We start from the raw sequence: 26,889 nt of genomic DNA, 5'->3' as shown, positions 1-26,889 counted from the left end.
ACAACCAAACCCGCACCAGCCACAGCTACACAGAAACCGGCAACTACCAAGCCACCCTCACCACCAGCTTCACCGGCACCTACTCCGTCAACAACGGCCCACCCCTGCCCATCAACGGAACCCTGAACCTCACCACACCAGCCCAAACCATCCACGTCTGGAAAACAGAAAGAGCACTCGTCGCCGACACCTGCCAGGAAAACCCCAACTCCTGGGGCTGCCCCGACGCAGAACCAAAATAGCCGGCGGCTCACCTTGGCCCCTTGCCCGCACCACGTACCCCGCATCATGTACCGCCATCACCCACTTCGAAGGCGAACAGCACGGCAACACACCGTGGCAGATGGCGAGTCAAGCAATCCAAAATTCAAAGTGGGTGGTGGCGGGCCGCGAATTGGGCACGCCAAAAAAGAAGAAAAGCACCGTTCCGAAGAACGGTGCTTTCCGCTGGCTGATTTCTAGGAGAACCAGGTACCTGGAGGGCCCATGAACAACAGGAAGCTGAACACGGCACCCACGGCTACCAACGTGACAACGACGGCCAGAATGGGATTGCGCAGAACCCAAGCCTGGGCTTTCTCGAACCCGCCCCGCGGCGATTCTCCCCCGGCTGCCAGGCGCCAACCGCCGGCGAGGAGGCCACGGCGGTCCAGCGACTTCTCCATGGGAATGGTGGCATACGGAATCACGGCTGAACCGATGGCAAGGAGACCGGTTCGTGTTGACCACTTCTGGTTGATCCAGGTGAAGGCGGCCGTCGCGGCGTAGCAAAGGAACACGAAGCCGTGAATACCTCCAGCGATGCTCACTCCGACGTCGGTGGTGCGCGTGACGTACTTAAGGAACAACCCGATCAGCAGCAGCGTCCAAGTCACGGCCTCGGCAAAAGCTACGGTGCGGAACAAAGTGCGGGGCTGCATGGAAGTCCTCAGGTAGGAAACGGGAGACACCTCGTATTTTACCGGCTGTAGAACTTCCCGTGCGTCACCTACCAACAACAATTCACTTTGCCGAGGGCAGTGCCTGCCGGTTCCGGATACGGGAATCGCCAAACTCGATGGCAACGGGCGCGATCTCCATCGCAGGTTCGTGGCGGGTCCGGGATTTGCCGACGGCGACATGAGGCAACCAGCGCGGTGACCTGTAACCCAGTGCAGGTGAGCTCAGGATGAAGTCGTCAATGTTGTCCAGGCCAAGGTCGTCCAGAAGCGTGTGGAGCCCTTGCACCAAAAGGGCCTGGTAGTCGTGCACTTCCTGCGGCACATCCACCTCGAGCCCCATCAAGCGGCCACCGCCCAAAGGGATCAACTTTTCCGACTTCCCCAGGAAGCCCTGCAACACCGGGAGCTCGGTCAACCAACTGGCGATCTCCGGAAGTGTCTTTTCAGGAGATGACAAACCCTTGGTCCAGGCTGCGATGTCCTTGCCAAGTTCATCGAGAATGCCAACATGCAGCAAGGTCAGGTGCAGGCCCTGAGGCTTGCGCAAGGAGTCGACATACCGGCCCAGCCCCTCGTAATCCGAAGCACCTGCGCCGACCCGCAGAACAGGTACCTCGACTGTGATGCGAGGCCCATGCGGCGTGTTTCCAGAGGGGCTGCTGGCCGTCATGCTTGCCATTATGCGCCGAACGCCCAGCAAGCGGGAGGCCGACGGCGGAACTCGCCGAACGCCGTCGGGCCTTGTTCGCTACTTCTTGGGACGGGCCTGGACCAAGTTGGCAAAGGGAAGCCGCCCGAAAGTTGCAAGGAAGTCAGAATGATAGGCGGCCTCGGCCGCATTCACCTCGGAAGCGGGGAGTTCCTTCCACGCAACCACCAAGTCCAAAGCATCACGCAGCTGCCAGATGAGCCGCGCGTCCCAGACAACAGTGGGGCGTCCGCGGCCGTAATCCATGAACTCCTGGATCTGCTTGCGCAGTCCCCGGTTACCTTGGCTGCCGGCGCTGGCTTTGCCCAGGTAAAGTACGGAAGCTTCCGCTATCCACTCGGTTTCCAACGCTTCACGCTTGAGCGAAGGGTCCTTCTTCTTGAACGTGCCTGCGGTGCTCTTGCTGAGGAACACGGGGTCGAAATCCGCGGGGCACAGGATGGCGAAGATTCCGGGGCCTTGGGGAATCCTCATGGGATCGAGTTCGTCGAGCGGCCGGAATCCGGTGAACCCGTCCTGCATGAGCGACTTTTTGGTGAAGAGCATGGTCCATTGTGTCAATCAGAAGTCACAATATCGCCGCACTACAGGGGAAGCATCTGAATTGTGCGTTGTAGCTTAAAGTGTTCCTCGGCTGCCCAGCGGCCACTTCATCACTCCAATCGCATAATAGGGGGACTATTTGCGCGCCCTAATCCGGCTGCCCCACAGCCACTGTCCACTCACCTTCTCGGTCGCGAGAGGTGCGGCACCATGCGGAAACTAATTATTGGTGCTACGGCCGCTATGGCCGTCGTGACCGGCTCGCTAATTGCGGCCGCCGCCGCGAACGCTGACTCGGGCACCGTCGTACGCGTGGTTGACGGAGACACCGTGGTGGTTTCCATCAACAACAACGATCAGACGATCCGACTGCTGAACATCAACACGCCGGAGACGAAGGATCCGAATAAACCCACCGAATGCCTCGGCCCGGAAGCGTCGGACCACTTGGAGGAGGTACTACCGGTGGGCAGCAAGGTCCGGTTGGAGTTCGACGTCGAACGCCACGACAAATACGGACGCACTTTGGCCGGTGTCTTCAATGCCAAGAATCAGCTCGTCAACGCCGAGATCGCCCGCCGCGGGCTGGGGGTTCCGATGGTTGTAGGCGAGAACCGAAAGTTCCTTCCACCTGTCGAGGCCGCCTACCAGGAAGCTCGGGCCGCGAAGTCCGGACTCTTCTCAGAAACAGTTGAATGCACCCTCCCCGCGCAACTGACAGCTGCCACGGAGGCAATAGCGGCAGCCCAAAGCGCGGCCCCGGCCACGACATCGGCGGGTGCAGGAGCATCGGCCGCTGGGCTTGCGACTGCCATCGCCTCTGCGAAGACCGCCAAGGACCTGCTATCCGCCGCAAGGGACACAGAGAACTCGATCCTGTGGGCGGCCTACTCTGCCAGCGAATCAGCAGCCAAGTTGACCGCTTTGACAGCAGTGATATCCAAGGCTGAGTCTGCCCACAACCAGCTCAAGGATCAAGAAAAGTCGCTCGCCGCAGCCGAGAAGAAGGCTGAGGAGGAACGGGTGGCCGCCGCTGCGCGTGCGGCGGCTGAAAAGAAGGCAGCTGAGGAAGCCGCTGCCGCTGCAAAAAAGGCTGCTGATGAGGCCGTCGCAGCAGAACAGGCCGCGGCAGCAGCCGAAGCTGAGCGGATACGAAACCTCCCTGTGCCGGCACCCTATGTGCCGCCGGCACAGCAGTACGTTCCCCCGGCCCAAAATTACGTACCGCCGGCGCCGCCCGTCCAATCGAATCCCTACCCCGGGTACACGGGTCCCCGCTGCTACGCTCCCGGCGGCAAGTCTTGGCGTCCCTGCTGACAATCAGATTGCCTGAAGGCCTGGTACCCCCACAGAGGGGTACCAGGCCTTCTTGTCTGTGGGCCGGCCCCAGCTGATGACCCACTAAACTCGCATGAGTGATCACAGGTGAAATCAAGTCCCAAGTAGACAAAGTCTGGAATACGTTCTGGAGCGGCGGTATCTCCAACCCTCTGGAAGTCATCGAGCAGATCACTTACCTTCTGTTTCTCAAGCGCCTGGACGAGAACCACACCCGGGCGGAGAAGCAGGCCAACATCTTGGGTGAGCCGATTGAGAACGCCGTCTTCCCGGAAGGTTTCGACCCTCTAGGCCGGCCCTACTCGGACCTCCGCTGGTCGAACTTCAAGGACTTCGGTCAGACTGAGATGTTCACGGTCTTCCAGCAGAGCATCTTCCCGTTCCTCCGCACTGATCTGACCAAACAGTCCAGCGGCGAAGACTCCACCTACAGCCATCACATGAAGGATGCGCAGTTCAAGATCCCGAACGCGGGTGTGTTGAAGCAAGTAGTGGATGTCATCGACTCCATCAACATGGAGGGTCGCGACACCAAGGGCGATCTCTACGAGTACATGCTCTCGAAGCTGGCTTCGGCGGGTACCAACGGTCAGTTCCGAACCCCGCGGCACATCATCGACCTCATGGTCGCGATGACAGCACCCCAGCCCCTGGAAGCCATCTGCGACCCGGCCGCCGGCACCTGCGGCTTCCTCGTTCAGGCTGGCGAGTACCTCCGCAAGAACAACTCGAATCTCCTGACCAATGACGAGACGAGCAAGTTCTTCCATCACGAGCAGTTCCACGGTTTCGACTTCGACTCCACTATGCTCCGCATCGGTTCAATGAACATGCTCCTCCACGGCGTGGAGAACCCGGATGTCTCCTACCGCGATTCACTTGCCGACCTGCACTCCATCGAGGAAGAAAAGTACAACGTCATCCTTGCCAATCCCCCGTTTGCGGGCAGCTTGGACTACGAAAACGTCTCGAAGGAGCTCCTTAACGTCGTCAAGACTAAGAAGACCGAACTCCTGTTCCTGGCACTGTTCATCAAGCTGCTCAAGCCGGGTGGACGCGCTGCCGTCATCGTGCCCGACGGCGTTCTCTTCGGTTCCACCGGAGCCCACAAATCCCTCCGCAAGACACTGGTCGAAGGGCACAAGCTCGACGCCGTCGTCAAACTCCCCTCGGGCGTCTTCAAGCCCTACGCCGGCGTCTCCACCGCCATCCTCTTCTTCACGAAAACCAACTCCGGCGGCACGGACAACGTCTGGTTCTACGACGTAAAGTCTGACGGCTTCAGCCTCGACGATAAGCGCACGCCGCTCGGCTCTTCCGACCTTGAGGACGTCCTCTCACGTTGGAATCAGCGCACGACGACGGAACTCGACCGGGCGCGAACGGACCAGTCCTTCTGTGTTCCACGTTCCGAGATCGAGGCAAACGACTACGACCTTTCACTGAACCGGTACAAGGAGATCGAGTACGAAGAGGTCGCGCACGCTGCCCCGGAGGAAATCCTCGCTGCGCTCGACGAGCTCGAGGCTGAGATTACGGAGGGCATGAACGAGCTGCGGGAGCTGCTGAAGTGAAGTTTGCAAGCCTCGGGGAAATCGCAACAATCGAACGCAGGAGCGTCCGTCCCGAAGATATCTGCGATGGAACGATTTACGTCGGTTTGGAAAACATCGTTTCTGGCGGGGATCTGACTTCGGTTGGCACTGTAGCCAACGGCGACCTGGCCAGCAGCAAGTTTGTTTTCAGTCAGGACCACATTCTCTATGGGAAATTACGCCCATATCTGGCAAAAATCGCTGTGCCAGATTTCGATGGTGTCTGCAGCACCGATATCCTTCCGATCCGAGTGGGTCAAGACATGGACAAGATGTTCGTTGCCCACTACCTGCGCCAGTCACATGTTGTCGAGCAGGCGAACGGCTTGGCTGCCGGCGCCAACTTGCCCCGAGTCAGCCCCACTTCTTTGGCAACGATCCAAATCCCAATGTTGTCCTTGTTGGAGCAGCGGCGGATTGCGGCGATTCTGGACAAGGCCGACGAGCTCCGCGCCAAGCGTCGCGAAGCCATTGCCCACCTCGACGCGCTCACCCAGTCCATCTTCCATTCCGTGTTCGGGGACCCAATTTCAAACAATCTCAATTGGCCGCTCGAACCCTTCGGCCAAGTCACAACCAGCCGGCTGGGCAAAATGCTGGACAAGAAGGCTCAAACCGGCACTCACCGATTTCCGTATCTTCGTAACGCCAATGTCCAATGGTTTCAGATCAATACAGATGATCTGCTTGAGATGGACTTCAGCCCCGCAGACCAGATCGAGTTCGCACTTCGTAGAGGTGATGTACTCGTGTGCGAAGGTGGGGAGCCAGGTCGTGCGGCCGTCTGGGAAGAGCAATCTCCTGGTTGCTATTTTCAGAAGGCCCTTCATCGTGTGCGCCCTAAACTCGATGTCGTCCATCCGCAATACATAGTCCATTTGCTATGGGCGCTAGCCAACGGCGGCGGCCTCAAAGACCATGTGACGGTTGCTACGATCGCACACCTAACCGGTGAGAAGCTCAAGCGAATGCACATTCCAGTCCCTCCCGTCGAGCTGCAGCAGACCTTCGCAACCCGAGTCTCCGCCGTCGAGCGCTTGAAGGAGACGCACCGCAAGCACTTGGTGGAATTGGACGCTCTGTTTTCTTCGCTGCAGAGCCGCGCGTTCAAGGGCGAACTTTAGGCCGGAGCCCAGCACACCCAGACCTGTCGCCGTACGGCAACAAATGCTAAAGTCGGCGTACGGCGACACTTACAGAAGTTGCCGTACGGCGACAGGAGCTTCTATTGCGTACAGTCCGCGAGGCTGGACCCCTTGTACGTGAGCTGCGTGAAGAGCGAGCGTGGTCCCAAGCAGAGTTGGCCCGTCGAGCCAGCGTCTCACGCACCTTTGTCATCGACCTTGAATCCGGTAAAGCGTCGGTGGAGACGTCGAAGTTCATGGACGTTTTCCAAGCCCTCGGTTTCGAAATCGCCATCCGCAACAGCGAAACGGGCGCGGTACGTTGGTGAATACCCGCGCTCTTGATGTCTTTATGGACGGGACGCTCTGCGGCCGCGTTGAACAGTCGCCGTCGGGAAATCTGACATTCCGCTACGATCCTGGATACCAGGCCGTCCAGAACGCGACGCCGCTTTCGCTGTCCATGCCGCTGGCAGCCACTCTGCACAAGAAACGCAGCGTGCTCCCCTTTCTGCATGGACTCCTGCCCGACAGTGAAGGTGCCCTCCAGACTATCGCCCGACGGTTCAGGGTGTCCCCCTCGAACCCCTTCGCAATCCTCGAACATATCGGGGCCGACGTCGCGGGCGCGCTGCAATTCATGACCCCCGGAGCCGGCTCTTCAGATGGCACCCTCTCCAGAACAGCTGTTAAGCCGGTCTCGGACTCAGACGTGGCAGAGATGCTGGATCATGTTGTGACTGAATACAACGACGGAACGCCCTACGATGATTCGGCAGGACGTTTCAGCCTTGCCGGGGCGCAGCCGAAAATCGCGCTGCACCAGCTTTCGAACGGCTCTTGGGCGGTACCCCAAGACGCTACTCCCACGACGCACATCCTCAAACCGGCAGCTGGCACCTTCAGTCGCTTGGATGTTGTGGAGCAGATGACCATGAGGGCCGCAGCTTTTCTAGGGCTCGAAGTAGCCAAGTCCGAACTAGCCCACATCGGTGACTGGGACGTATTTGTGACACGTCGCTATGACCGGCAGGAAGTGGACGGAACCTGGCGCCGCATCCACCAAGAAGACTTCTGCCAGGCGTTGAGTGTTTCTCCAGCCAAGAAGTACCAGCACCGTGACGGGGGGCCGGGGGCAAGCGATATGGCCAACCTTGTTCGGTCACTTCCTTTTGAAGCAGACCGCAGGGCAGCAGGAGAAGGACTATACCGGGCCCTCGTTTTCAACACTGTGGCGGGTTGTACCGACGCGCATGCCAAAAACTACTCCGTGCTCCTTAACGGCAGCGGGGCCCAGCTGTCCCCGCTCTACGACCTCGCCACCTACGCCCCGTATTGGGATGGGGAGTCGAACATCGACTTGGCCATGAGCGTGAAGGGCGAATACAGGCTTCAGAAAATCAGCAAGCAGATGCTGGCATCAACAAGCACACAATTCGGCGTCGATGCAGAAGCTGCCGAGCAAATAGTCGAAAGCTTTTGTAGGGGCATCGTTGAAGCATTCGAAGCTGCCAGTGAAGAGCTGAAATCCCAACTGGGATCCCTGCCGAAAATCGCCAATGACACCATCGCGAAAATACGATTGCTGCCATTGGTCGAGGCCACCAATCTGAAATGAAACTTAAACAGTCGCAGTCTCATGATTGACTACTTCCAGGACATCGGAACAACGGATCGGAGACGGCTGCATGGGGGCAGTTACCAGCAACTTTGGGTTCATGCTGGGCGAGTGGCCCGAGTTGGCCCAGCAAGCACGCCGGGCCGAACAATTCGCCCGGGTGGATCCTCGCGCTTCGGTGTTCTACGCCCGCTACACCATCGAACGCATTGTTGAGTGGCTGTACCAAGTGGAGCCAGGGTTGGCGACCCCCTACAAAGACGACCTCAATGCCCTCCTTAACGAGCCCACATTCAAGAATCTTGTGGGCGGTCCTATTGCCAACAAGCTCACCATCATTCGCAAGGCCGGCAACAACGCGGTCCACAACTCCGTCGGCCCAACCATTCAAGGTGCCGAACTCGTGCTTCGCGAGCTGCACCACGTTTGCTATTGGCTCGCGAGAAACTACGCCAAAACCGGTAGCCAGCTGCCGCCGTCGCTGGTTTTCGATGCCGCGGCCCTGACACCGAAGCCTAAAACCGCGGTCCAGCAACAGTCGCCCGAAGAACTCCAGGCACTCGAGAGCCAGCTCAAAGCGAAGAACGAGGCCCTTGCACAGGCAGCTGCCGACTCCGCGGACCTCAAGGCGCAGCTGGAAATTCTGCAAGCCGAAGTCGCCGAGGCGAAGAAGCACAATCAGACGGTCCCTGACCACCACGACTATGACGAGGCCCTGACTCGCAGGCACCTCATCGATCTTGAGCTTAATGAGGCCGGCTGGCCGCTCAGCAACACAGAAGACCGCGAGTTCAAGGTCGACACAATGCCCACGGCAAGCGGCACGCTCAGCGGCGTCGGCTACGTCGACTACGTGTTGTGGGGCGCTGACGGACTGCCTCTCGCGGTGGTCGAAGCGAAGCGGACCACCAAGGATCCCCACGTAGGGAAGCAACAAGCCAAGCTGTACGCCGACTGCCTGGAACGTCGATACGGCCGGCGGCCCATCATCTACTACACCTCCGGCTACGAGACGTGGATTTGGGACGACACCATGTACCCGGAGCGCGCGCTGCAGGGTTTCCACACGCGCGATCAACTGCAACTGCTCGTCAACCGCAGGCAAAGCCGAAAGCCGTTGGCTGAGCAGGCAATCGACAACTCAATCGTCGAACGTCCCTACCAGCACAACGCCATTCGGGCCGTCACGGAAGCCTACGAGAAGGACTTCCAACGCAAGGCGCTTGTAGTCATGGCGACCGGCACGGGCAAGACGCGTACCGTCGTCGCACTCGCAAAGCTCCTGCAGGAAGCCAACTGGGCCAAGCGCGTTCTCTTCCTGGCGGACCGCGTTGCCTTGGTCAAGCAAGCGGCCAATGCGTTCAAGTCCCACCTGCCTGGTTCGAGCCCTGTCATCCTGGGCTCGGGCGAAGAGGCGGACAGCCGCATCCACCTGGCTACGTATCCGACCATGATGAACCTCATCAACAGGACTGAGGGAAAACTGGGCCAGCGGACCTTTGGCATTGGCCACTATGACCTCATCATCGTCGACGAAGCCCACAGGTCGGTCTACCAGAAGTACAGGGCCATCTTCCAGTACTTTGATTCATTCCTCATCGGGCTGACTGCCACGCCACAATCAGAGGTAGACCGTAACACCTACAGTCTTTTCGGCATCGAGGACAACGTTCCCACGTTCGCCTATGAGCTCAGTGAGGCCATCGAGGCCGAATATCTCGTGCCGCCGCGGGTTGTGCCCGTTCCGCTGAAATTTCCCGACCAAGGCATCTCGTACGAGGACCTTTCTGAAGCCGCCAAAGAAGAGTGGGACGAGCTCGAGTGGGATGAAGACGGCGAAATCCCGGATTCCGTGGACGCCACCGCGATCAACACCTGGCTCTTCAACGCAGACACAGTGGACAAGGCCTTGGAAGTCCTCATGACGCGTGGCCACAAGGTTGCCGGCGGGGACAGACTGGGCAAAACCATCATCTTCGCGAAGAACAACCGGCATGCCGAGTACATCGCCGAACGCTTCGACAGGAATTACCCGGCATACAGAGGCCAGTTTGCTCGCGTCATCACCTATCAGGTGAACTACGCCCAGAATCTCATTGACCAGTTTTCGACTACCGAGAGCGACCCGCAAATCGCCATCTCGGTAGACATGCTGGACACCGGCGTGGACGTGCCGGATGTCGTCAATCTGGTCTTCTTCAAAATGGTCAGGTCCAAGACCAAGTTCTGGCAGATGGTGGGACGCGGTACCCGCCTTCGCCCGGAACTGTACGGGCCGGGCGAGGACAAAAAGGACTTCTTCATCTTCGACCTCTGCCGCAATGCGGAGTTTTTCAATGCAGGTATGCCCAGCAACGAAGGGTCTTTGGGCAAGTCACTCGCAGAGACCACTTTTGCGGCGCGCGTCCAGCTTCTGCAGACTTTCACTGACCTCCAATGGGATCCCCAAGCGCCTGTGGTTGCCGACCTTCGGCAAACTCTGAAGCACACAGTTGACCGGCTTCCGCTCGACAACTTCCTCGTTAAGCCGGCTCGCAAATGGGTGGACCGGTTCACCGAGGAAGCTACGTGGAAATCCTTGGCTGCGGAGGACTACCAAGCTTTGCAAACCGAGATCGCCAGGCTCGCTTCCATCGGAGCGCCCACTGACACGGAAGAGGCCAAGCGCTTCGACTACCTCATGCTCCAAACAGAGTTGGCATCGCTGCAAGGATCGGCGGTCGGACCGTTCCGGATAAAGATCCAGGCAATCGCGTCCGCGCTGCAGGACCAACAGAGCATCCCGGCTATCGCCGCTCAATTGCCGTTGTTGGATACCATCCTCCAGGACGACGAATGGGAATCCGTTTCATTGGAATGGCTGGAAGAAATCCGACGCCGGCTCCGGGGCTTGGTCCATCTCATCGAGAAGCGGAAACGCAAGGTGGTCTACACGAACTTCCAGGACGAGCTCGGCGCGCTTGAAGAAGTCGAACTGGTGGGGGCAACAAATGGCTTCGTGGACCTTCCTCGTTACAAAGAGAAGATGCGCTCGTACTTGGCGCAATACGAGGAGCACGCAACCATCCAACGGCTTCGGCGTAACAAACAACTCACGGCCTTGGACCTGGCCGAGCTTGAACGCATTCTCCTCGAAAGTGGGCTGGGTTCACTCGAAGACTTGAACCGTGCCGCCAATGATGGGCTCGGTCTCTTTGTCCGTTCCCTGGTTGGTTTGGACCGCGAAGCCGTCGAGGAAGCCTTGTCAGAGTTTGTGGCTGGTACTACGCTCACGGCCCAGCAGCTCAACTTCCTTAAGGTTCTGACCAATCACCTGATGGAAAATGGAAAGGTCAGCCCTAAAGCCTTGTTCCACTCCCCATATAACGAGCTGGCTCCGTCCGGCCCGGACGCGCTGTTCGGTGATGACAGGATCGGGCAGCTGGTCAGCATCCTCCGCTCCATAGAGAATCACGCAAAGGTGAGCTGAGCATGGAGCCGGCACTGGATTTTACAGGCTCAGGAGGGGCACTGGCGGTTTCTGCATCCCAACCGAACACGATCCTTTCACTTACACTTGCCCACGTCTTGGCCGGTGTCGGTGCTGAGCAGGAACAGCCGGTTTCCCTCAGCGATGTCCACGTAATACGTCATTCCTTCAGGCCGAATGACGAGACGGCGCTTCGTGGGCCGGAGGACCTGGCGCTGGACAAAGTGCTCAGGTACACCCGCGAACAGGACATCTCTCCCCGTCGTTTTCCGGCCGATCCTCCCCGCTTCTGGGTCATCTTCATAGCGGATGGGAAAAACCGCTCAAGGCTTTGGGGAACTTTTGAAAACCACGGGGAGGTCGCTGGGGAGCGTACGGCGTCATGCCGATACTTCGGGCTCACGGTGAGTGACTTCCTGTCTCCGCTTCGAGATCGCCTCGTCATCGACTGGGACAATCCGCGCAGTTGGCACCGCAGCGGCAGTTCGGCCAGCACTGCCCGAATGCAGGTGGTGGAGATAGCAGACCGTGACAAAGTTCCTTTCCCAGGCTTTGACGGCGTCCTGCTGAGTTACCACCTCCTGCAGGAAATGGTGGAGGACCGGCGCTACGCGGACTGGCAGGCCGCGCTTTCTGAAGTTCAGGGCATCTACCTGATCACTGATTCGAGTAACGGCAAGCAGTACGTCGGCAAGGCAGATGGTTCAGAGCGAATTTTGGGTCGTTGGCAGACATATGCCCGTGACGGCCACGGTGGCAATGTGGCACTCAGGGAACTCGCCTACGAAAGTGTCGGCGCTGGGAACCAAAGCGTGCGAACGGACCATGCACGTCATTTTGTTTTCAGTCTTCTCCGGGTCTTCGGACCGAGTACTCCCTCATTCGAGGTCAATGCTGCGGAATCCCACTACAAAGCTGCCCTCATGACCCGGAAATTCGGCCTCAACAGGAACTAGCACCGCCGCACGCGACCCCCAAACCGTGAAGCAAGCCTTTCAGCGTTGACAGCCGCTTGTGACCCGTGCCATATTCGAAACGTGAACCTGTCAGACAGCCGGACAGCCGGACAGCAAGAGCCCCAGGGCGGGCATATGCCCATTTCCCGCATCTCCGCAGCTGAAGCGGTCTTCGCGGCCCTGCGACGTGCGATCGAAGGCGGGCAGTTCGATATCGGCACCAAGCTGAGCTCGGAAGCAACGCTCGCGGGCCAGTACGGCGTGAGCCGGTCCGTCATCCGGGAAGCACTGAGATCCTGCAACACCTTGGGCCTCACGGTGACCAAAACGGGCAAGGGCACGTTCATCGTGGCCAACAAGGTCGCTAATGACCTTACCTTGGGTCAGTACAGTGCGCGTGATCTCAACGAAGCACGCCCGCACATCGAGATTCCCGCAGCCGGGCTTGCCGCGCAAAGAAGGACGGACGAGGAACTTGAGCACCTCAAGGACATCGTCCAGGAAATGCTCAGCGAAAACGATCCCGAAGCCTGGGTGAACCTGGACGCGAGCTTCCACTCTGCCGTGGCCCGCGCCAGCGGAAACCGGGTCTTCGCCAGCGTCGTTTCGGACATCCGCGAGGCCCTGGCACACCAATCCGAAACCCTTAACCTCGTGGCAGACCGCCAACACCGCTCCGACGAAGAGCACGTCGCCGTGCTCAACGCCATCGAAGCCGGCGACTCGGAGGCCGCAAGTAAAGCGATGGCAGCCCACCTGCAGGCCGTCAGCGTTGCACTGGACAGGATCCTCAGCAAATGACCCACTCAAAGGACACCATGCCCGCCCCCGCAACAACCGCCGGCCAGCCGGAACTGGCGGCAAAGACGCCGCACCACGTCCCACTCGTGGAGGTAACCCGTGACGGCTTGGTGGAGAGCATCCACTATGGATCGCTGATCGCCCTCCGCAGCGACAACAGCACGGCGCTGGAAGCGGGCGAACCCGAGGCACCCATGTACCCGCGTTCAAGCCTGAAGCCTCTGCAGGCTGTGGCGCTGCTCAAAGCCGGGTTGGATATACCCCAGGACCTCCTCGCGCTGACCGCTGCCAGCCACTCCGGGGCCCGCATGCACCGCGATGGCGCTACCGAAATCCTGAAGCTGCACGGCCTCACCGAAGCGGCACTGGGAAACAGCACGGACCTCCCTTACGGCGTGGCTGAACGCGAAGAGTGGCTCCGCGCCGGCAATGGCCCCACCCAAATTGCACAGAATTGCTCCGGCAAACACGCTTCCATGACCGCCGTCTGCGTCATCAACGGCTGGCCTGTGGAGGGGTACTTGCACCCCGAGCACCCGCTGCAGGTACTGGTCCGCGACACCATCACTGAACTGACCGGCGAAGAAGCTGCCGCGGTCAGCACGGACGGTTGCGGCACTCCGTTGTTCGCCCACTCGCTTCATGGCATGGCGCGCGCCTATGGCCGCCTCGCCGCAGCCGATGAGAGCACCGACGAGGGCAAGGTTGCCCACGCCATGCGCCGCTACCCGCAGATGGTGGCCGGCGAAGGCCGCGATGTCACCGCCCTTATGCGGGCAGTCCCGGGGCTCCTGGCCAAGGACGGTTTTGAGGGCCTTCAGCTGGTCGGCCTCCCGGACGGCACCGGCTTAGCAGTAAAAATTTCCGACGGCGGTGATCGCGCCCGCATGCCCGTCACCGTTGAGGTTCTCCGCCGGTTGGGCGTCGACGGCGGCAGCCTGGACACGCTTCAGAGCCCACCTGTGCTGGGTGGCGGCCTTCCGGTCGGCGAACTCCGTGCAGCCCAAATTTTCAGCAACTAAACCAAGGACAGCTATGACCACCGTCGATCAGGCGATCCCCCTCCGTTCCGAACACGACCTTTTGGGCGACCGCAATGTACCCGCGGATGCCTACTGGGGCGTCCACACCCTGCGGGCCATCGAGAACTTCCCCATTACAGGGCAGCCACTCTCCACTAACAAGCACCTGGTCAGGGGCCTGGCCGCCGTGAAGCAGGCAGCCGCGCGCACCAACCACGAGCTTGGTTTGCTGGACGCCGAGAAGGCCGCGGCCATTGAGCAGGCTTGCCAGGACGTTATGGACGGCATGCTCCACGAGCAGTTCATGGTGGATGTGATCCAGGGCGGCGCGGGAACCAGTTCCAACATGAACGCCAACGAGGTCATCGCCAACCGTGCGCTGGAAATCCTTGGACACCCCAAGGGCGATTACTCCAAGCTGCACCCGAATGACCACGTAAACCTGAGCCAGTCCACCAACGACGTCTACCCGACGGCGGTGAACCTCGCCACGATCTTCTCCGTGAAGGAACTCCTGGAAGCCCTCGAAGAACTCGAGCTGGCCTTTGCCGAGAAGGGCCGGGAGTTCCGGACCGTGGTGAAGATGGGGCGCACCCAGCTGCAGGACGCTGTTCCCATGACCCTGGGCCAGGAGTTCGGCGGTTACGCCGTGACCATTGGCGAGGACCGGGCACGCCTGGACGAGTCCCACATGCTGATCCACGAGATCAACCTTGGTGCTACGGCAATCGGCACGGGCTTGAACGCCCCGGCCGGCTACGCTGAAGCCGCCTGCCGCCATCTGGCCGAGATCACGGGCCTTCCCCTCCTCACGGCCGCTGACCTCATTGAGGCAACCCAGGACGTGGGAGCTTTCGTCCACCTCTCCGGCGTGCTGAAGCGCGTGGCAGTGAAACTCTCCAAGATTTGTAACGATCTCCGCTTGCTGTCCTCCGGACCGCGTGCGGGTTTGGGCGAGATCAACCTTCCGGCAGTGCAGTCCGGTTCGTCGATCATGCCCGGCAAGATCAATCCGGTGATCCCGGAAGTGGTCAGCCAAGTGGCGTATGAAGTCATCGGCAACGATGTCACCGTCACCATGGCCGCGGAGGCCGGCCAGCTTCAGCTGAACGCCTTCGAACCGATCATTGTGCACAGCCTGCACAAGAGCATCTCCCACCTGGAAGCAGCGTGCCGCACCCTTACGGCGCGTTGCGTCCGGGGCATCACTGCAAACACCGAACGGCTACGGCTTACCGTGGAGCAGTCGATCGGTCTCGTCACGGCATTGAACCCCCATATCGGTTACGCCTCCGCCACAGCTATCGCCCAGGAGGCGCTGGCAACGGGTAAGGGCGTTGCGGAACTCGTGTTGGAGCACGGTCTCCTGACCGCCACCCAACTTGAGGAATTGCTGAGCCCCGAACGTCTGGCAAATCTCAGCAAATAGGCCGAAACTGGCCTGTAAACGCTCCAACCAGCCGTCCCGCCCCATGAGGCATACCCTCACGAGGCCTTGTTTTGTGTGCCCGGACTCCCTGCCGGACGCGCCCAGGACACCCCCAACAGGACACCCCTAAGGATTCCAATGACCAATCCCATTACGGACCACACGGTCCCGGCCCAAGCGCACGCCAGCGAGAAAGCCCTCCACAAGGAGGACTCCGGCTACCACAAGGACCTCAAGCCCCGCCAGATCCAGATGATCGCGATCGGCGGCGCAATCGGTACCGGCTTGTTCCTGGGCGCCGGTGGCCGGCTCAACGCAGCAGGCCCTTCCCTCGTGATCGCCTACGCAATCTGTGGCTTCTTCGCCTTCCTGATCCTCCGGGCACTCGGTGAACTCGTTCTGCACCGCCCGTCGTCGGGATCCTTTGTCTCCTACGCCCGTGAGTTCTACGGCGAAAAGGCAGCCTTCGTTTCGGGCTGGTTCTACTGGATCAACTGGGCCACCACCACCATCGTGGACATCACCGCAGCGGCACTCTACATGGAGTTCTTCGGCAAATACGTCGCGTGGATAGGCGCCGTTCCGCAGTGGGCGTGGGCGCTCATTGCACTGGTTGTGGTGCTCTGCCTCAACCTGGTCTCCGTGAAGGTCTTCGGTGAAATGGAGTTCTGGTTCGCGCTGATCAAGGTGGCCGCGCTGGTGGCCTTCCTCCTGGTGGGCACCTACTTCGTCATCTTCGGCACCCCGGTGGAGGGCCAGGAAGTCGGTTTCAGCCTCATCGCGGACAACGGCGGTGTCTTCCCCAACGGCGTCCTTCCCATGATCATCCTCATGCAGGGTGTGCTCTTCGCTTACGCATCGATTGAACTCATCGGTACTGCAGCCGGCGAAACTGCCAACCCGGAGAAGATCATGCCCAAGGCCATCAACTCCGTGGTCATCCGCATCGCCCTCTTCTACGTTGGCTCCGTGATTCTGCTGGCTCTCCTGCTGCCGTACACCTCTTACGAGAAGGGTGTCAGCCCGTTCGTGACGTTCTTCGGCTCGATCGGTGTGGAGGGCGTGGACGTCATTATGAACCTCGTGGTCCTCACCGCAGCACTGTCTTCGCTGAATGCCGGGCTCTACTCCACGGGCCGCATCCTCCGCTCCATGTCGGTGGCCGGCTCTGCCCCGAAGTTCGCCCAGCGCATGAACAAGGCAGGCGTACCCTACGGTGGCATCGCCATCACGGCCGGCGTTTCCCTGCTCGGTGTTCCGCTGAACTACCTCGTTCCGGCCGACGCTTTCGAGATCGTCCTGAACGTCGCTTCCGTGGGCATCATCGTCACGTGGGCCACCATTGTCCTGTGCCAGATGCAGCTCAAACGCTGGGCTGACAAGGGGTGGCTGAAGCGCCCCTCCTTCCGGATGTTCGGCGCCCCGTACACAGGCTGGTTGTCCTTGATCTTCCTGGCGGCAGTGCTGATCATGGTGTTCATCGAGTCCCCGTTGACCATGCTGGTCACAGGAATTGCCTGCGGACTCATGGTGTGGGGCTGGTTCCTGTGCCGCAAGCAGATCCATGAGCTCGCTGCCACCCGGGACGGTTATACCGGCAGCGCGCCGGTCATTGCCAACCGCCCGCTGCCCGGCGGCGACAAGTAGCAAGCAACACCCGCTGACTCACGACGGCGGCACCGCGGGTTCCGTGACAATCGGAACCCAGGTGCCGCCGTCGTGGGTTAACGCCCCCAACCAAGTGGCAGCTGAGCGCGTTTTGAGCACTGAAAACGCGCTCACATGCGACTCAGTTGGGTGGGGACGCGGCGGAGACAGACATCGGATCATTCGTGGCTACTATTGGTCCATGGCTGTCACAGATGAGGCGATCAGCAAGATCAAGGACATGCTGATCCGCGGCGAACTCAAGGCCGGCGATCGACTTCCGCCGGAAAAGGAACTGAGCGAGCGGCTCGGTCTTTCGAGGAGTTCGCTGCGTGAAGCCGTGAAAGCCCTGGAGCTGATCCGTGTGCTGGATGTCCGCCGCGGTGACGGAACTTATGTCACCAGCCTCGACGCCAAGCTGCTCAACGAGGCGGTGGCTTTCGTGGTGGACCTGCACCAGGACAGGTCCATCCTGGAACTCTTTGAGGTCCGACGAATCCTGGAACCCGCCACGGCACACCTGGCCGCGGGAAAAATCACGCCGGCCGAGCTCCTGGCGCTCAGGGGCACCATGGACGGCATCGACGAGAACACCGACGTCGAGGAACTGGTAGCCCATGACCTTGAGTTCCACAGCATCATCACCGAAGCCGCCGGAAACGACTACCTCGGCAGCCTGTTGGAAGCGTTGTCCAGCAGCACCGTGCGGGCCAGGATCTGGCGTGGCCTGACCCAGGAAAAAGCTGTGGCCCACACCTTGGCTGAGCACCGTGCAATCGCCGACGCCCTCGAACGAGGCGACGCCGAGTTAGTGCGCGCGCTGGTTACCGTGCACATCAGCGGCGTGGAGAACTGGTTGCGGCAGGCGCTCTAGCCCTCGGCCAAGGGAGTGACAGCCAAGCCATACGTCCGGATGGCGGTCTCTTCCAGCACGGCGTCCTGTTCCGACGGGCTCAGCGAAGACACCAACTCCAACAACACGTCCAGCGTCCGGCCATACGGCGCCCCGAGCGTGCTGACGGGCCAATCGCTACCGATCATCAAACGCTCCGGCCCGAAGGCCTCCAAGGCTGATTCGAACAGGGGCTCCAACGTATCTGCGGAGTACGCAACGTCCGGCAAATGCAGCCCGGAAAGCTTGGCCACCGTATTCGGCTCCCGCCCCAGCGCCCGGAAGTCAGCACTCCACGCCTCCATAAGCCCAGCATCAGCGAGCGGCGGCTTCCCCAAATGATCCAGCACCACGGTCAGTTCCGGCATCTCGCGGGCAAGCCGGACCGCCCCTCCCAAATGCCGGGGGAAAGCATCCGGGATATCCAGGGTGAGCCCGCGCTGAGCCACCAAGGCCAGGGAATCACGGACCGCGGGAAGATCCAGGAAATCATCCCTGGGATCCTCATGCACCAAATGCCGGACACCCTTGAAAACCGGGTGGGCCGTGAAGCGGTGCAACTGCTCATCAGCCTCTGCCGGCGCATCCAGCCTGATCCAGCCCACCACTCCGAAGACCCACGGGTTCCTTGCGGCAACGGCCAACATGCTCTCGGTGTCGGCCACGGTATCGTCGGCCTGGACCAGCACCGCTCCCCGCACACCGGCCGCATCCAACGTCTCATGCGCCTCGTCCTCGCCAAAGCTCCGGAAAAGCGCACCGCGCTGCGGGCCGAGCCAACCATAGGGCCGCACTCCCCCGGTGACGAAGGAGTCCAAGGTCCACAGATGCAGGTGCGAATCAATCACCGGCCAACACGCTCCAAAGCCTCCCAGAGCTCTTCGGGCACCGTCTCTTCCATGCGGGCAGCGTTCGTGGACACCTGTTCAGGGGAAGTCGCTCCGGCTGTCACGTTTACCACGGCCGGATGCCGCAACGGGAACTGGAGTGCCGCCGTCGGAAGTTCCACGCCGAAGTCGCGGCAGATGGCCGCGAGCGCACGCGCCCGCTCCAGCACTTCCGGGGGCGCCTGCTGGTAGTTGTAGTGTGCGTCTTCGGGGACCTCGGGGCGGGCGAGGAGCCCTGAGTTGTAGGCACCAACGCTCACGACGCCGGTGCTGCGCTCAACGCAGCGTTCCAGCAGCGGGACGCCGGGCTGCTCAAGCAGGGTGTAGCGGCCGGCGAGCATCACGAGGTCAAGGTCCGCAGCTTCGACGCATTCCAACGCCGCTTCAGCAGAGTTGATGCCCACGCCTATGGCCGTGACCAGCCCTTCGGTGCGGAGCTTTTCAAGCACAGGCAAGGCCTGGGAGATTCCCGCCTGGAGATCGTGGACGTCGGGGTCATGCAGGTAGGCGATGTCCACTTGGTCCAGGCCCAGCCGTTCCAGGGAGTCTTCGATGCTGCGCCGGATACCGCCCTCGGAGAAGTCCCAGACGCGCCGCGTGGTGGCGGGTACATCGAAGCCTTCCGGGTCCTTGCCGCCGTCGGAGTTCGGTTCCAACAGCCGGCCCACTTTGGTGGAGATGACGAACTCGTCCCGGGGTTTATCCCTGAGGACGGCGCCCAGCCTTTGTTCCGAGAGGCCCAGCCCGTAGTGCGGCGCGGTGTCGAAGTAGCGGATACCCGCATCCCAAGCGGCCAACACAGTGGCCAGAGCCTCCCCGTCCGGGATGGCCCTGTAAAGATTTCCGATGCCCGCTCCGCCGAAGCCGAGTCTGCCGAGACTTCCCGGTTTGCCGGGTTCGCGTGAGTTCATGGCAGCTCCCATACCTTCTGGATACCCGCATCCTCCCCCGAGTAATCGTCCTGGACGGCCAAAAGTTCAGCCATTCGGGCTTGCCACGGCACATTGGCCGGGTGCCCGGCGAGCGCATGACGCATGGCCTGGTAGTCCTCGACGTCCACCACGTGAAAGAGATCCAGTCCGCTGCGCCAGATCCGCCAGTTCTCCACCCCTGCCTCTTTGAGGGCTGCCACCAGTTCCTCGGGAATGTTCGCGTGCGCGTTGGCGTACTCCTCTTCGGTCCCTGGTTTGAGCTTGGTGTGCAGGGCGATGCTCTCAGCCATTTACTGCCTCTGTCTCCCCAGCCGACGGCGTCAGGAACAGTTCCAGCACCGGGACGGCGACGTCGGGCCGCTGGACGGGCAGCTTGATGGTGAGTGTTCCAGGTGGTTGGCCGCCGGGGGTCATGTTCATGGCTTGCTGCGCAGGGTCCAGTTCGCGCAGGAACACCTCCGAGGCGTCATTGAGCAGCTGGGCGTATTCCACCTTGCCGGCGAGGTTGGGCAGGTGGACGTACTCGAACGGCCAGGCGAACAAGTGAACGTAGAGCCGGTTTCCGCGCTGGGTATAGCGGGCATCCGTCGGTGCTGTGAAGGTCGAGGCACCGGCACCGTGGATGGCGCGCGAGTGCAGCTTCATCCATTCGCCAATGCCCTCCAGCGAACCCAGCGCCCTCGGGTCCAGGCTGCCCCTCCCTGTGGGGCCCACGTTGAGCAGCAAGTTACCGCCCTTGGACACGCCATCCACCAGCATGCGGATGAGCAGGTCCACGGGCTTGTAGTTCAGGTTGTCCCTGTCGTAGCCCCAGCTGCCGTTCAGTGTCTGGCAGGCTTCCCAGGTGACCGGTTCGCCGTCGACCATCATGGGGCCGGCGGGCTGGTACTGCTCCGGCGTGACCAGGTCTCCCGGGATTTCCAGCCGATCGTTGACCACAATATTCGGCTGCAACTCGCGCACCATGGCAAGCAGGGCATCGGAGTCCCAGTCTTTCCGGCCTTTGCCGCCCCAATATTCTTCCTGGTGTCCGCCTGTGTAGGAGAAGTCGAAGAACAGGTAGTCGATGGTGCCGTAGTCGGTGAGGAGCTCACGAACCTGACCGTGCAGGTACTCGCGGTACCGGTCCATGTCACGCCCGGCATTCAAGCTTTCGACGTCGGCCGAGTTGCGTTGGGGGTGTACCCCGTCCACCGTGAAATCGGGGTGGTGCCAGTCGATGAGCGAGTGGTAGAAACCGACCTTCAGCCCCTCGGCGCGGAGGGCTTCCACATACGGCGCAATCAAATCACGGCCTGCTGGCGTGTTGGTTGCTTTGTAGTCCGTCAGGGCCGAATCCCACAGGCAGAAGCCGTCGTGGTGCTTGGTGGTGAGGACCACGTACTTCATCCCGGCGTTACGTGCAGCCCGGGCCCACTCGCGGGGATCGTAGAGGTCCGGATCGAAGCGCCGGAAGTACTTTGAGTACTCCTCCACAGTAGTTTCCTCCTTGTTCATCACCCACTCGTGGCGTGCAGGCAGGGCGTAGATACCCCAGTGAACAAACATCCCAAAGCGTGCCTCTTCAAACCAAGGTGCGTGCTGGATCAACGGGATTCCTTCCATACGGGGCCGTTCGGAAAGCTGTACGCGGCCAGTGTTTCACGGAGCATTTGGTTCCCCGCGCCAGGATTCGACGGCGGCCAATACGCGCCGCCGTGGACAACAACGGGTGTGACGAAGTGTTCGTGGAGGTGGTCCACGAATTCGATGGTCCTGTTCTCCTTGGTTCCGGACACCGCAACGAAGTCGAACATGGACAGGTGCTGCACGGCTTCACACAGGCCAACCCCGCCGGCATGTGGACAGACCCGCACACCGAACTTGGCGGCGAGAAGGAGGATGGCGATGTTCTCATTGACCCCCGCTACCCTGGCTGCGTCAATCTGCAGGACCTGCAGCGAGCCGGCCTGGAGCATCTGTTTGAACACCACCCGGTTCTGGACGTGTTCGCCGGTAGCCACAGGGATGGGCGCCACTCCGCGGGCGATGGCAGCATGGCCAAGGATGTCGTCCGGGCTGGTGGGCTCCTCGATCCAGGCGATGTCATACGGGGCAAGGTGTGCCATCCAGTCGATGGCTTCCTGCACGTCCCAGCGTTGGTTGGCGTCCACTGCGATCTTGATATCCGGACCAACCGCAGCACGAGCCGCCCTCACACGACGAAGGTCGTCCTCCAAGGAGGCACCCACTTTGAGCTTGATCTGGGCAAATCCGTCAGCCACGGCTTCCTTGGCCAAACGCGTCAGTTTCTCGTCGCTGTAACCCAGCCAGCCCGGCGTCGTGGTGTACGCGGGGTAGCCCTCGGCGCGAAGTGCGGCTTTCCTCGCTTCCCGTCCGGGCTCGGCGGTCCGGAGGATTTCAAGGGCCTCGCCAGGGGTCAGGGCGTCGGTCAGGTAGCGGAAGTCCACCAGTGCCACCAGCTCTTCCGGTGTCATTCCCGCGAGTAGCTCCCAGAGGGGCAGACCTGCCCGTTTCGCCTTTAGATCCCAGAGCGCATTGACCACGGCGCCGATGGCCATGTGCATCACACCCTTCTCGGGCCCCAGCCACCTGAGTTGGGAATCGTGGGCCAGCAGCTTCCATGTGACGCCCATGTCTGCCAGCAGCGCCTCAACATCGGCGCCGAGGAGGTGTTCGCGGAGCGCGTTGATGGCCGCAATTTCCACCTCGTTACCCCGACCGATGGTGAACACGAAGCCGTGCCCTTCATGCCCGTCATCGGCATCTGTGCCAATGATCAGGTAGGCGGCTGAATAGTCCGGGTCCGGATTCATGGCGTCGGAACCGTCCAGTTCCAAGGAGGTGGGGAAGCGAATATCAAACGTTTCCATTGCGGTGATGATGCTCATGCGGCTCCTGAAAGTGCGTCACGATTCTCCACCGAGCCTAAACATCCGATGTCTGCCTTGTCAATGGGTCACATTTCCGTATTATGGGGGAAAACACCACACTAGAGCTCGGATGTTAGTCCCGAACACGGAGGAAGCCATGACCTTGAAATTCGCCAGGCTGGGAACGGCCGGAAACGAACAACCGGCCGTCATCGCCCAAGACGCTCACGGTGCTGAAAAGTACTTCAGCCTCACGCCCTTGACGCAGGACATCGACGGCGGTTTCCTCGCCTCGGATGGCATCGAACGCACCCGCGAAGCCCTGAATAGCGGAGAACTTCCCGAGCTTTCACCCGAAGGCCTGCGCATCGGCGCGCCGGTTGCCCGACCCGGCGCAGTAGTAGCCATCGGCCTCAACTACACCGCCCACGCCGCCGAATCGGGTGCGACGCCGCCCCAGGTTCCCGTGGTCTTCCTCAAGCCCACCAACACGATTGCCGGACCTTTCGACGCCGCACCCATCCCGCCGTCGTCGGAAAAGTACGACTGGGAAGTGGAACTGGCGATCGTGATCGGCAAGGAAGCGTCATACCTTTCGTCCGTTTCCGAAGCCAAAGCGTGCATTGCCGGTTATGCCGTGGCCAACGACCTCTCCGAGCGCGACTACCAGATTCCCGGTGCTGCGGGACAGTGGACCAAGGGCAAATCCCTCCCCGGTTCCACCCCCCTGGGCCCATGGCTCATTCCGGCCTCGGACATCGATGCCGGCAACCTCCGCCTGCAGACGTTGGTCAACGGCGAGGGCCGGCAAGACTCCAGTACCTCGGACATGATCTTCGAACCCGCCACGATCGTCCACCACCTCAGCCAGTACATGGTCCTGGAACCGGGCGATGTGATCATCACGGGCACGCCCGAAGGCGTGGCATTGTCCGGCAGATTCCCCTTTATCCAGCCCGGCGATGTGGTGGAGTTGGAGATCGAAGGACTGGGACGCCAGCGCCAGGAGTACTTCCGGGCCCAAGCCGCTTCGCCAATCACCGCTCCTGACCGCGTCAGCGCCTGAGGTGATCATGGCATCCTCAGCGGGCAACGACTTTGAGGGCCTCGCGGCACTCGTGACCGGCGGCGCCTCCGGCATTGGGGCGGCTATCGCGGACCGTCTCGCTGCCGGAGGTGCGCAGGTCGCCGTGCTGGACCTCTCCCCCGAAAACAGCCCGCACTTTGGTGTCCAGTGCGATGTGGCTGATGACGCGTCGGTGCGTGCCGCCGTCGAGCATGTTGTGCAGCAGTTCGGACGACTGGACATCGTCATCAACAACGCGGGCATCGGTGCGCAGGGCGATATCTCGGCGAACGACGACGACGAGTGGTTGCGCGTCCTCAACGTCAACGTGGTGGGCATCGCCCGTGTCAGCCGCGCGGCGCTGCCGTATTTGCGCGAGTCTCCGGCGGCCGCGATCGTGAACACCTGTTCCATCGCGGCGACCGCGGGACTGCCGCAACGTGCCCTGTACTCGGCGTCAAAGGGTGCGGTCCTGTCCCTCACGCTGGCCATGGCCGCCGATCATATCCGCGAGGGGATCCGGGTCAACTGCGTGAATCCGGGCACCGCTGATACTCCCTGGGTAGGACGATTGCTGGATTCCGCCACCGACCCCGCCGCCGAGCGGGCAGCCCTGAACGCCCGGCAACCCCACGGCCGGCTGGTCGAGGCTGCCGAGGTGGCCGGGGCTGTTGCATACCTTGCAAGCCCCCTGTCCGGTTCGACGTCGGGAACCTCACTGGCTGTGGACGGCGGCATGCAGGGTCTGCGGCTCCGCCCGGTTCAATAGGGTTTTCGTAACGCAACTGGCCCGCAACCTCCTGCAGCAGTGCTTCGCCTATGCTCAACTCCAAGAGATCAACGGCGACTCATTTAGCAGACTCAGGAGATACAGCCATGAGCAATTGGCGCATCAGGGACTTCCACTCGTCCGATTTGGACGGCATCCTGCACCTCTGGGAGTCCCTCAAAGCCGACGGCGTGGAGCCGGTCTACGCGCTGTCCGAGGTCCTGGCGTCCTGCGAGAAGGACCACGCCGTGGTGGCAGTCCAAGGCGAGCAAGTGGTGGGTGCCGCCGTGGGGCGTGCCGCACACGATCAAGGCTGGATCGTGTTCCTGGCAACGTTGACCGAGTTCCGTGGCCGCGGCATCGGCACCTCGCTGCTGTCCGCCGTCGAGAACCGCATGGCCCCGCACGGCCTCAACAAACTCTCCGCACTGATGCCCGAGACCGAAACCCGCGTCGAAGCGTTCCTGGGGCGCGGCTTCGTGGTGAAGAAGAACCTGCGCTATTTCGAGCGGACCATCCCGGTGCAGCGGCAGGAACTAGGCGCTTTGGGACTCCTTGGCGGGCGTATTCTGGCCCGCGACCTGTGGGAGAACGTGGCTGGCATGCGCCGCGAAAAGGAGTTGCTGGAACGCCGGCTCGTTTTGCCCTTGGCCGAGGCCGACCTCGCCGACGAATACGGCGTGGTGCCGCCGCGCGCCGTCGTGCTTTTTGGTCCTCCAGGCACCGGTAAGACAACCTTCGCCAAGGCCATCGCTTCCCGCCTCGAATGGCCGTTCGTGGAGGTCTTCCCGTCCCGCCTGGCCTCTGATCCCAAAGGCCTGGCCGGAGCGTTGCGCGAGACGTTCCTGGAAATTGCCGAGCTGGAACACGCCGTGGTGTTCATCGACGAGGTGGAGGAAATCGCGTCGCAGCGCGCCGGTGATCCGCCGTCGCCGTTGCAGGGCGTCACCAACGAACTCCTCAAGATCATTCCGGCCTTCCGCGAACAACCCGGCCGGCTGCTGGTCTGCGCCACCAACTTCATCCGCGCCCTGGACACCGCGTTCCTGCGCCACGGCCGGTTCGACTACGTCATCCCCATCGGGCTCCCGGATGTCCACGCCCGCGAAGCGATGTGGCAGCGGTTCATCCCCGCCAGCGTGGTGGACTCGGTGGACATCGCCCAGCTGGTGGAACGGACCGAGGGCTTCTCACCCGCCGACATCGAGTTTGCCGCCCGCAGCGCCTCCCAGCGCGCCCTGGAAAAAGCCGTGTACGACGACGGTGCTGCTTCGGGCGGTTCAGCCGACGCTGCGTACGGGGTTGGGTCCGGGGTTGGAGTTGGGGCTGGGGCTGGGTCCGGGTCCGGGTCCGGGGCCAACGGGCGCAAGGGACCCGTGACGCAGGACTACCTCGATGCGATCCGGGAGACCCGGACCACCGTCAGCGCCGAGGTGCATCAGGACTTCCTGGAAGACATCGACGTCCTGGGGCGCGTGTAGGGGCTGCTTCTCCTCGAGATCGCCGGAACGCTGCGGGCTCGCCGGAAGGTTCCGGGGGGTCTCGACGCATTCCGGCGATCTCGGCGCAGAGGCAAGGGCAGCGGTAATCTTTGAGCTATGTCCTCGAATCCCCTCCGCCATGCACTTTCCCGCATGGGCGGCCGCGATCCCCATGAAAAGCACCGCACAGCAACTCCGCTGGAGCTCTTCTTCGACCTGACCTTCGTCATCGCTTTCGGTGTAGCCGGCAACCAGTTCGCCCATGCCGTAGCGGAAGCGCACTTCTGGCCCGGGCTCCTCGCCTTCTCCTTCGCCATGTTTGCCGTGATCTGGGCCTGGATCAACTTCACGTGGTTCGCCAGCGCCTATGACACCGACGATTGGGTGTTCAGGGTGGTCACCATGGTCCAGATGGTGGGCGTCCTCATCCTGGCCATGGGTGTCGAGCCGGTGTTCCACTCGATCATCGAGGGCAAGCACGTAGACAACTTCACCATGGTGCTGGGCTACATCGTGATGCGGGTGGCCCTGATCTTCCAGTGGCTGCGTGCAGCCCGCCAGGATCCCGAACGCCGGGAAACGTGTTTGCGCTACGCAAAGTACGTGGCGATCGTCCAGGTGGGGTGGGTTGTGGTGCTCCTGGTTGATGCAAGCGTCCTCACCACGTTCCTCATGGCAGCTCCACTGTTCGTCATGGAAATGGCGGCCCCGTACTTCGCAGAACGGAACATCCGAACCCCGTGGCATGCGCATCACATCGCGGAAAGGTACGGACTCCTGGCCATCATTGCCTTGGG

General features: G+C 61.4%; 24 protein-coding genes and 1 pseudogene. 17 read left to right on the top strand and 8 right to left on the bottom strand.

Annotated features, from left to right (window positions below; translation table 11 throughout):
- A pseudogene (locus HP499_RS03265) lies at window positions 1–242 on the top strand (hypothetical protein); the annotation flags it as partial.
- 216 nt (window positions 243–458) lie between these two features.
- Here the strand turns inward: HP499_RS03265 and HP499_RS03260 are convergent.
- The 3 genes from HP499_RS03260 to HP499_RS03250 form a co-directional block, all read right to left on the bottom strand.
- On the bottom strand, window positions 459–920 hold the full coding sequence (locus HP499_RS03260; protein WP_216659694.1) for a DUF3817 domain-containing protein: 462 nt from the start codon (window positions 918–920) through the stop codon (window positions 459–461).
- An 82-nt stretch (window positions 921–1,002) separates the two neighbouring features.
- On the bottom strand, window positions 1,003–1,611 hold the full coding sequence (locus tag HP499_RS03255; RefSeq protein WP_253951364.1) for a hypothetical protein: 609 nt from the start codon (window positions 1,609–1,611) through the stop codon (window positions 1,003–1,005).
- A 78-nt stretch (window positions 1,612–1,689) separates the two neighbouring features.
- Complete coding sequence (locus tag HP499_RS03250; protein WP_172322505.1) at window positions 1,690–2,196, bottom strand: hypothetical protein; 507 nt, start codon at window positions 2,194–2,196, stop codon at window positions 1,690–1,692.
- A 207-nt stretch (window positions 2,197–2,403) separates the two neighbouring features.
- On the opposite strand from HP499_RS03250, the gene HP499_RS03245 reads away from it, so the two are divergent.
- The 12 genes from HP499_RS03245 to HP499_RS03190 all read left to right on the top strand — a co-directional run bounded on the left by HP499_RS03245 (window position 2,404) and on the right by HP499_RS03190 (window position 18,066).
- Window positions 2,404–3,510 (top strand): thermonuclease family protein, encoded by a 1,107-nt coding sequence (locus tag HP499_RS03245; RefSeq protein WP_172322504.1) that lies wholly within the window; start codon window positions 2,404–2,406, stop codon window positions 3,508–3,510.
- Between the two features lie 98 nt (window positions 3,511–3,608).
- A complete protein-coding gene (locus tag HP499_RS03240; RefSeq protein ID WP_172322503.1) occupies window positions 3,609–5,105 on the top strand; it encodes a class I SAM-dependent DNA methyltransferase in 1,497 nt (498 codons plus the stop codon).
- Complete coding sequence (locus HP499_RS25445; protein WP_172322502.1) at window positions 5,102–6,250, top strand: restriction endonuclease subunit S; 1,149 nt, start codon at window positions 5,102–5,104, stop codon at window positions 6,248–6,250. The genes HP499_RS03240 and HP499_RS25445 overlap by 4 nt, the downstream gene beginning before the upstream one ends.
- Window positions 6,251–6,354: 104 nt before the next feature.
- Entirely contained in the window at window positions 6,355–6,579 is a 225-nt protein-coding gene (locus HP499_RS03230; RefSeq protein ID WP_172322501.1) for a helix-turn-helix domain-containing protein, read from the top strand.
- Window positions 6,576–7,868 (top strand): type II toxin-antitoxin system HipA family toxin, encoded by a 1,293-nt coding sequence (locus HP499_RS03225; RefSeq protein WP_172322500.1) that lies wholly within the window; start codon window positions 6,576–6,578, stop codon window positions 7,866–7,868. The genes HP499_RS03230 and HP499_RS03225 overlap by 4 nt, the downstream gene beginning before the upstream one ends.
- 70 nt (window positions 7,869–7,938) lie before the next feature.
- Entirely contained in the window at window positions 7,939–11,337 is a 3,399-nt protein-coding gene (locus HP499_RS03220; protein WP_172322499.1) for a DEAD/DEAH box helicase family protein, read from the top strand.
- 98 nt (window positions 11,338–11,435) lie between these two features.
- Window positions 11,436–12,293, top strand: a complete 858-nt coding sequence (locus HP499_RS03215; RefSeq protein ID WP_172322498.1) for a GIY-YIG nuclease family protein — start codon at window positions 11,436–11,438, stop codon at window positions 12,291–12,293.
- 81 nt (window positions 12,294–12,374) lie between these two features.
- On the top strand, window positions 12,375–13,094 hold the full coding sequence (locus tag HP499_RS03210; protein ID WP_172322497.1) for a FadR/GntR family transcriptional regulator: 720 nt from the start codon (window positions 12,375–12,377) through the stop codon (window positions 13,092–13,094).
- Window positions 13,091–14,116 (top strand): asparaginase, encoded by a 1,026-nt coding sequence (locus HP499_RS03205; protein WP_253951363.1) that lies wholly within the window; start codon window positions 13,091–13,093, stop codon window positions 14,114–14,116. The genes HP499_RS03210 and HP499_RS03205 overlap by 4 nt, the downstream gene beginning before the upstream one ends.
- A 13-nt stretch (window positions 14,117–14,129) precedes the next feature.
- Window positions 14,130–15,545: an aspartate ammonia-lyase gene (locus tag HP499_RS03200; RefSeq protein WP_172322496.1), complete on the top strand. Its 1,416-nt coding sequence runs from the start codon at window positions 14,130–14,132 to the stop codon at window positions 15,543–15,545.
- Between the two features lie 138 nt (window positions 15,546–15,683).
- Complete coding sequence (locus HP499_RS03195) at window positions 15,684–17,192, top strand: amino acid permease (RefSeq protein WP_172322495.1); 1,509 nt, start codon at window positions 15,684–15,686, stop codon at window positions 17,190–17,192.
- 202 nt (window positions 17,193–17,394) lie between these two features.
- Window positions 17,395–18,066 carry a FadR/GntR family transcriptional regulator gene (locus HP499_RS03190; protein ID WP_172322494.1) on the top strand — a complete coding sequence of 224 codons (672 nt, stop codon included), beginning with the start codon at window positions 17,395–17,397 and terminating at the stop codon, window positions 18,064–18,066.
- On the opposite strand, the gene HP499_RS03185 is transcribed toward HP499_RS03190, so the two are convergent.
- Genes HP499_RS03185 through HP499_RS03165 form a run of 5 tightly spaced genes read right to left on the bottom strand, consistent with a single transcriptional unit; the run spans window position 18,063 to window position 22,794 of the window.
- A complete protein-coding gene (locus tag HP499_RS03185; RefSeq protein WP_172322493.1) occupies window positions 18,063–18,932 on the bottom strand; it encodes an amidohydrolase in 870 nt (289 codons plus the stop codon). The genes HP499_RS03190 and HP499_RS03185 overlap by 4 nt on opposite strands.
- A complete protein-coding gene (locus HP499_RS03180) occupies window positions 18,929–19,894 on the bottom strand; it encodes an aldo/keto reductase (RefSeq protein ID WP_172322492.1) in 966 nt (321 codons plus the stop codon). Before HP499_RS03180 ends, HP499_RS03185 begins: the two co-directional genes overlap by 4 nt.
- Window positions 19,879–20,193: an L-rhamnose mutarotase gene (locus tag HP499_RS03175; protein ID WP_172322491.1), complete on the bottom strand. Its 315-nt coding sequence runs from the start codon at window positions 20,191–20,193 to the stop codon at window positions 19,879–19,881. The genes HP499_RS03180 and HP499_RS03175 overlap by 16 nt, the downstream gene beginning before the upstream one ends.
- Window positions 20,186–21,493 (bottom strand): alpha-L-fucosidase, encoded by a 1,308-nt coding sequence (locus tag HP499_RS03170; protein WP_172322490.1) that lies wholly within the window; start codon window positions 21,491–21,493, stop codon window positions 20,186–20,188. Before HP499_RS03170 ends, HP499_RS03175 begins: the two co-directional genes overlap by 8 nt.
- The gene (locus HP499_RS03165) at window positions 21,490–22,794 is read right to left on the bottom strand and encodes an L-fuconate dehydratase (RefSeq protein WP_172322489.1); all 1,305 of its coding nucleotides are present in this window, start codon (window positions 22,792–22,794) and stop codon (window positions 21,490–21,492) included. The genes HP499_RS03170 and HP499_RS03165 overlap by 4 nt, the downstream gene beginning before the upstream one ends.
- Window positions 22,795–22,933: 139 nt before the next feature.
- Between HP499_RS03165 and HP499_RS03160 the strand changes: the two genes are divergently transcribed.
- The 4 genes from HP499_RS03160 to HP499_RS03145 form a co-directional block, all read left to right on the top strand.
- Window positions 22,934–23,842: a fumarylacetoacetate hydrolase family protein gene (locus HP499_RS03160; RefSeq protein WP_172322488.1), complete on the top strand. Its 909-nt coding sequence runs from the start codon at window positions 22,934–22,936 to the stop codon at window positions 23,840–23,842.
- A 7-nt stretch (window positions 23,843–23,849) separates the two neighbouring features.
- Complete coding sequence (locus tag HP499_RS03155) at window positions 23,850–24,611, top strand: SDR family NAD(P)-dependent oxidoreductase (RefSeq protein WP_172322487.1); 762 nt, start codon at window positions 23,850–23,852, stop codon at window positions 24,609–24,611.
- A 107-nt stretch (window positions 24,612–24,718) separates the two neighbouring features.
- A complete protein-coding gene (locus HP499_RS03150; RefSeq protein ID WP_172322486.1) occupies window positions 24,719–26,092 on the top strand; it encodes an ATP-binding protein in 1,374 nt (457 codons plus the stop codon).
- 117 nt (window positions 26,093–26,209) lie between these two features.
- Window positions 26,210–26,889, top strand: a 680-nt coding sequence (locus tag HP499_RS03145; protein WP_172322485.1) for a low temperature requirement protein A, incomplete at its 3' end; no start/stop codon positions are given.

It is taken from the genome of Paenarthrobacter sp. CM16 (genome assembly GCF_013179505.1).
In the GTDB taxonomy this organism is placed as follows: domain Bacteria; phylum Actinomycetota; class Actinomycetes; order Actinomycetales; family Micrococcaceae; genus Arthrobacter.
Note: the sequence above shows the minus strand (reverse complement) of the source record. Positions and strands in the feature narration are given on the sequence as shown.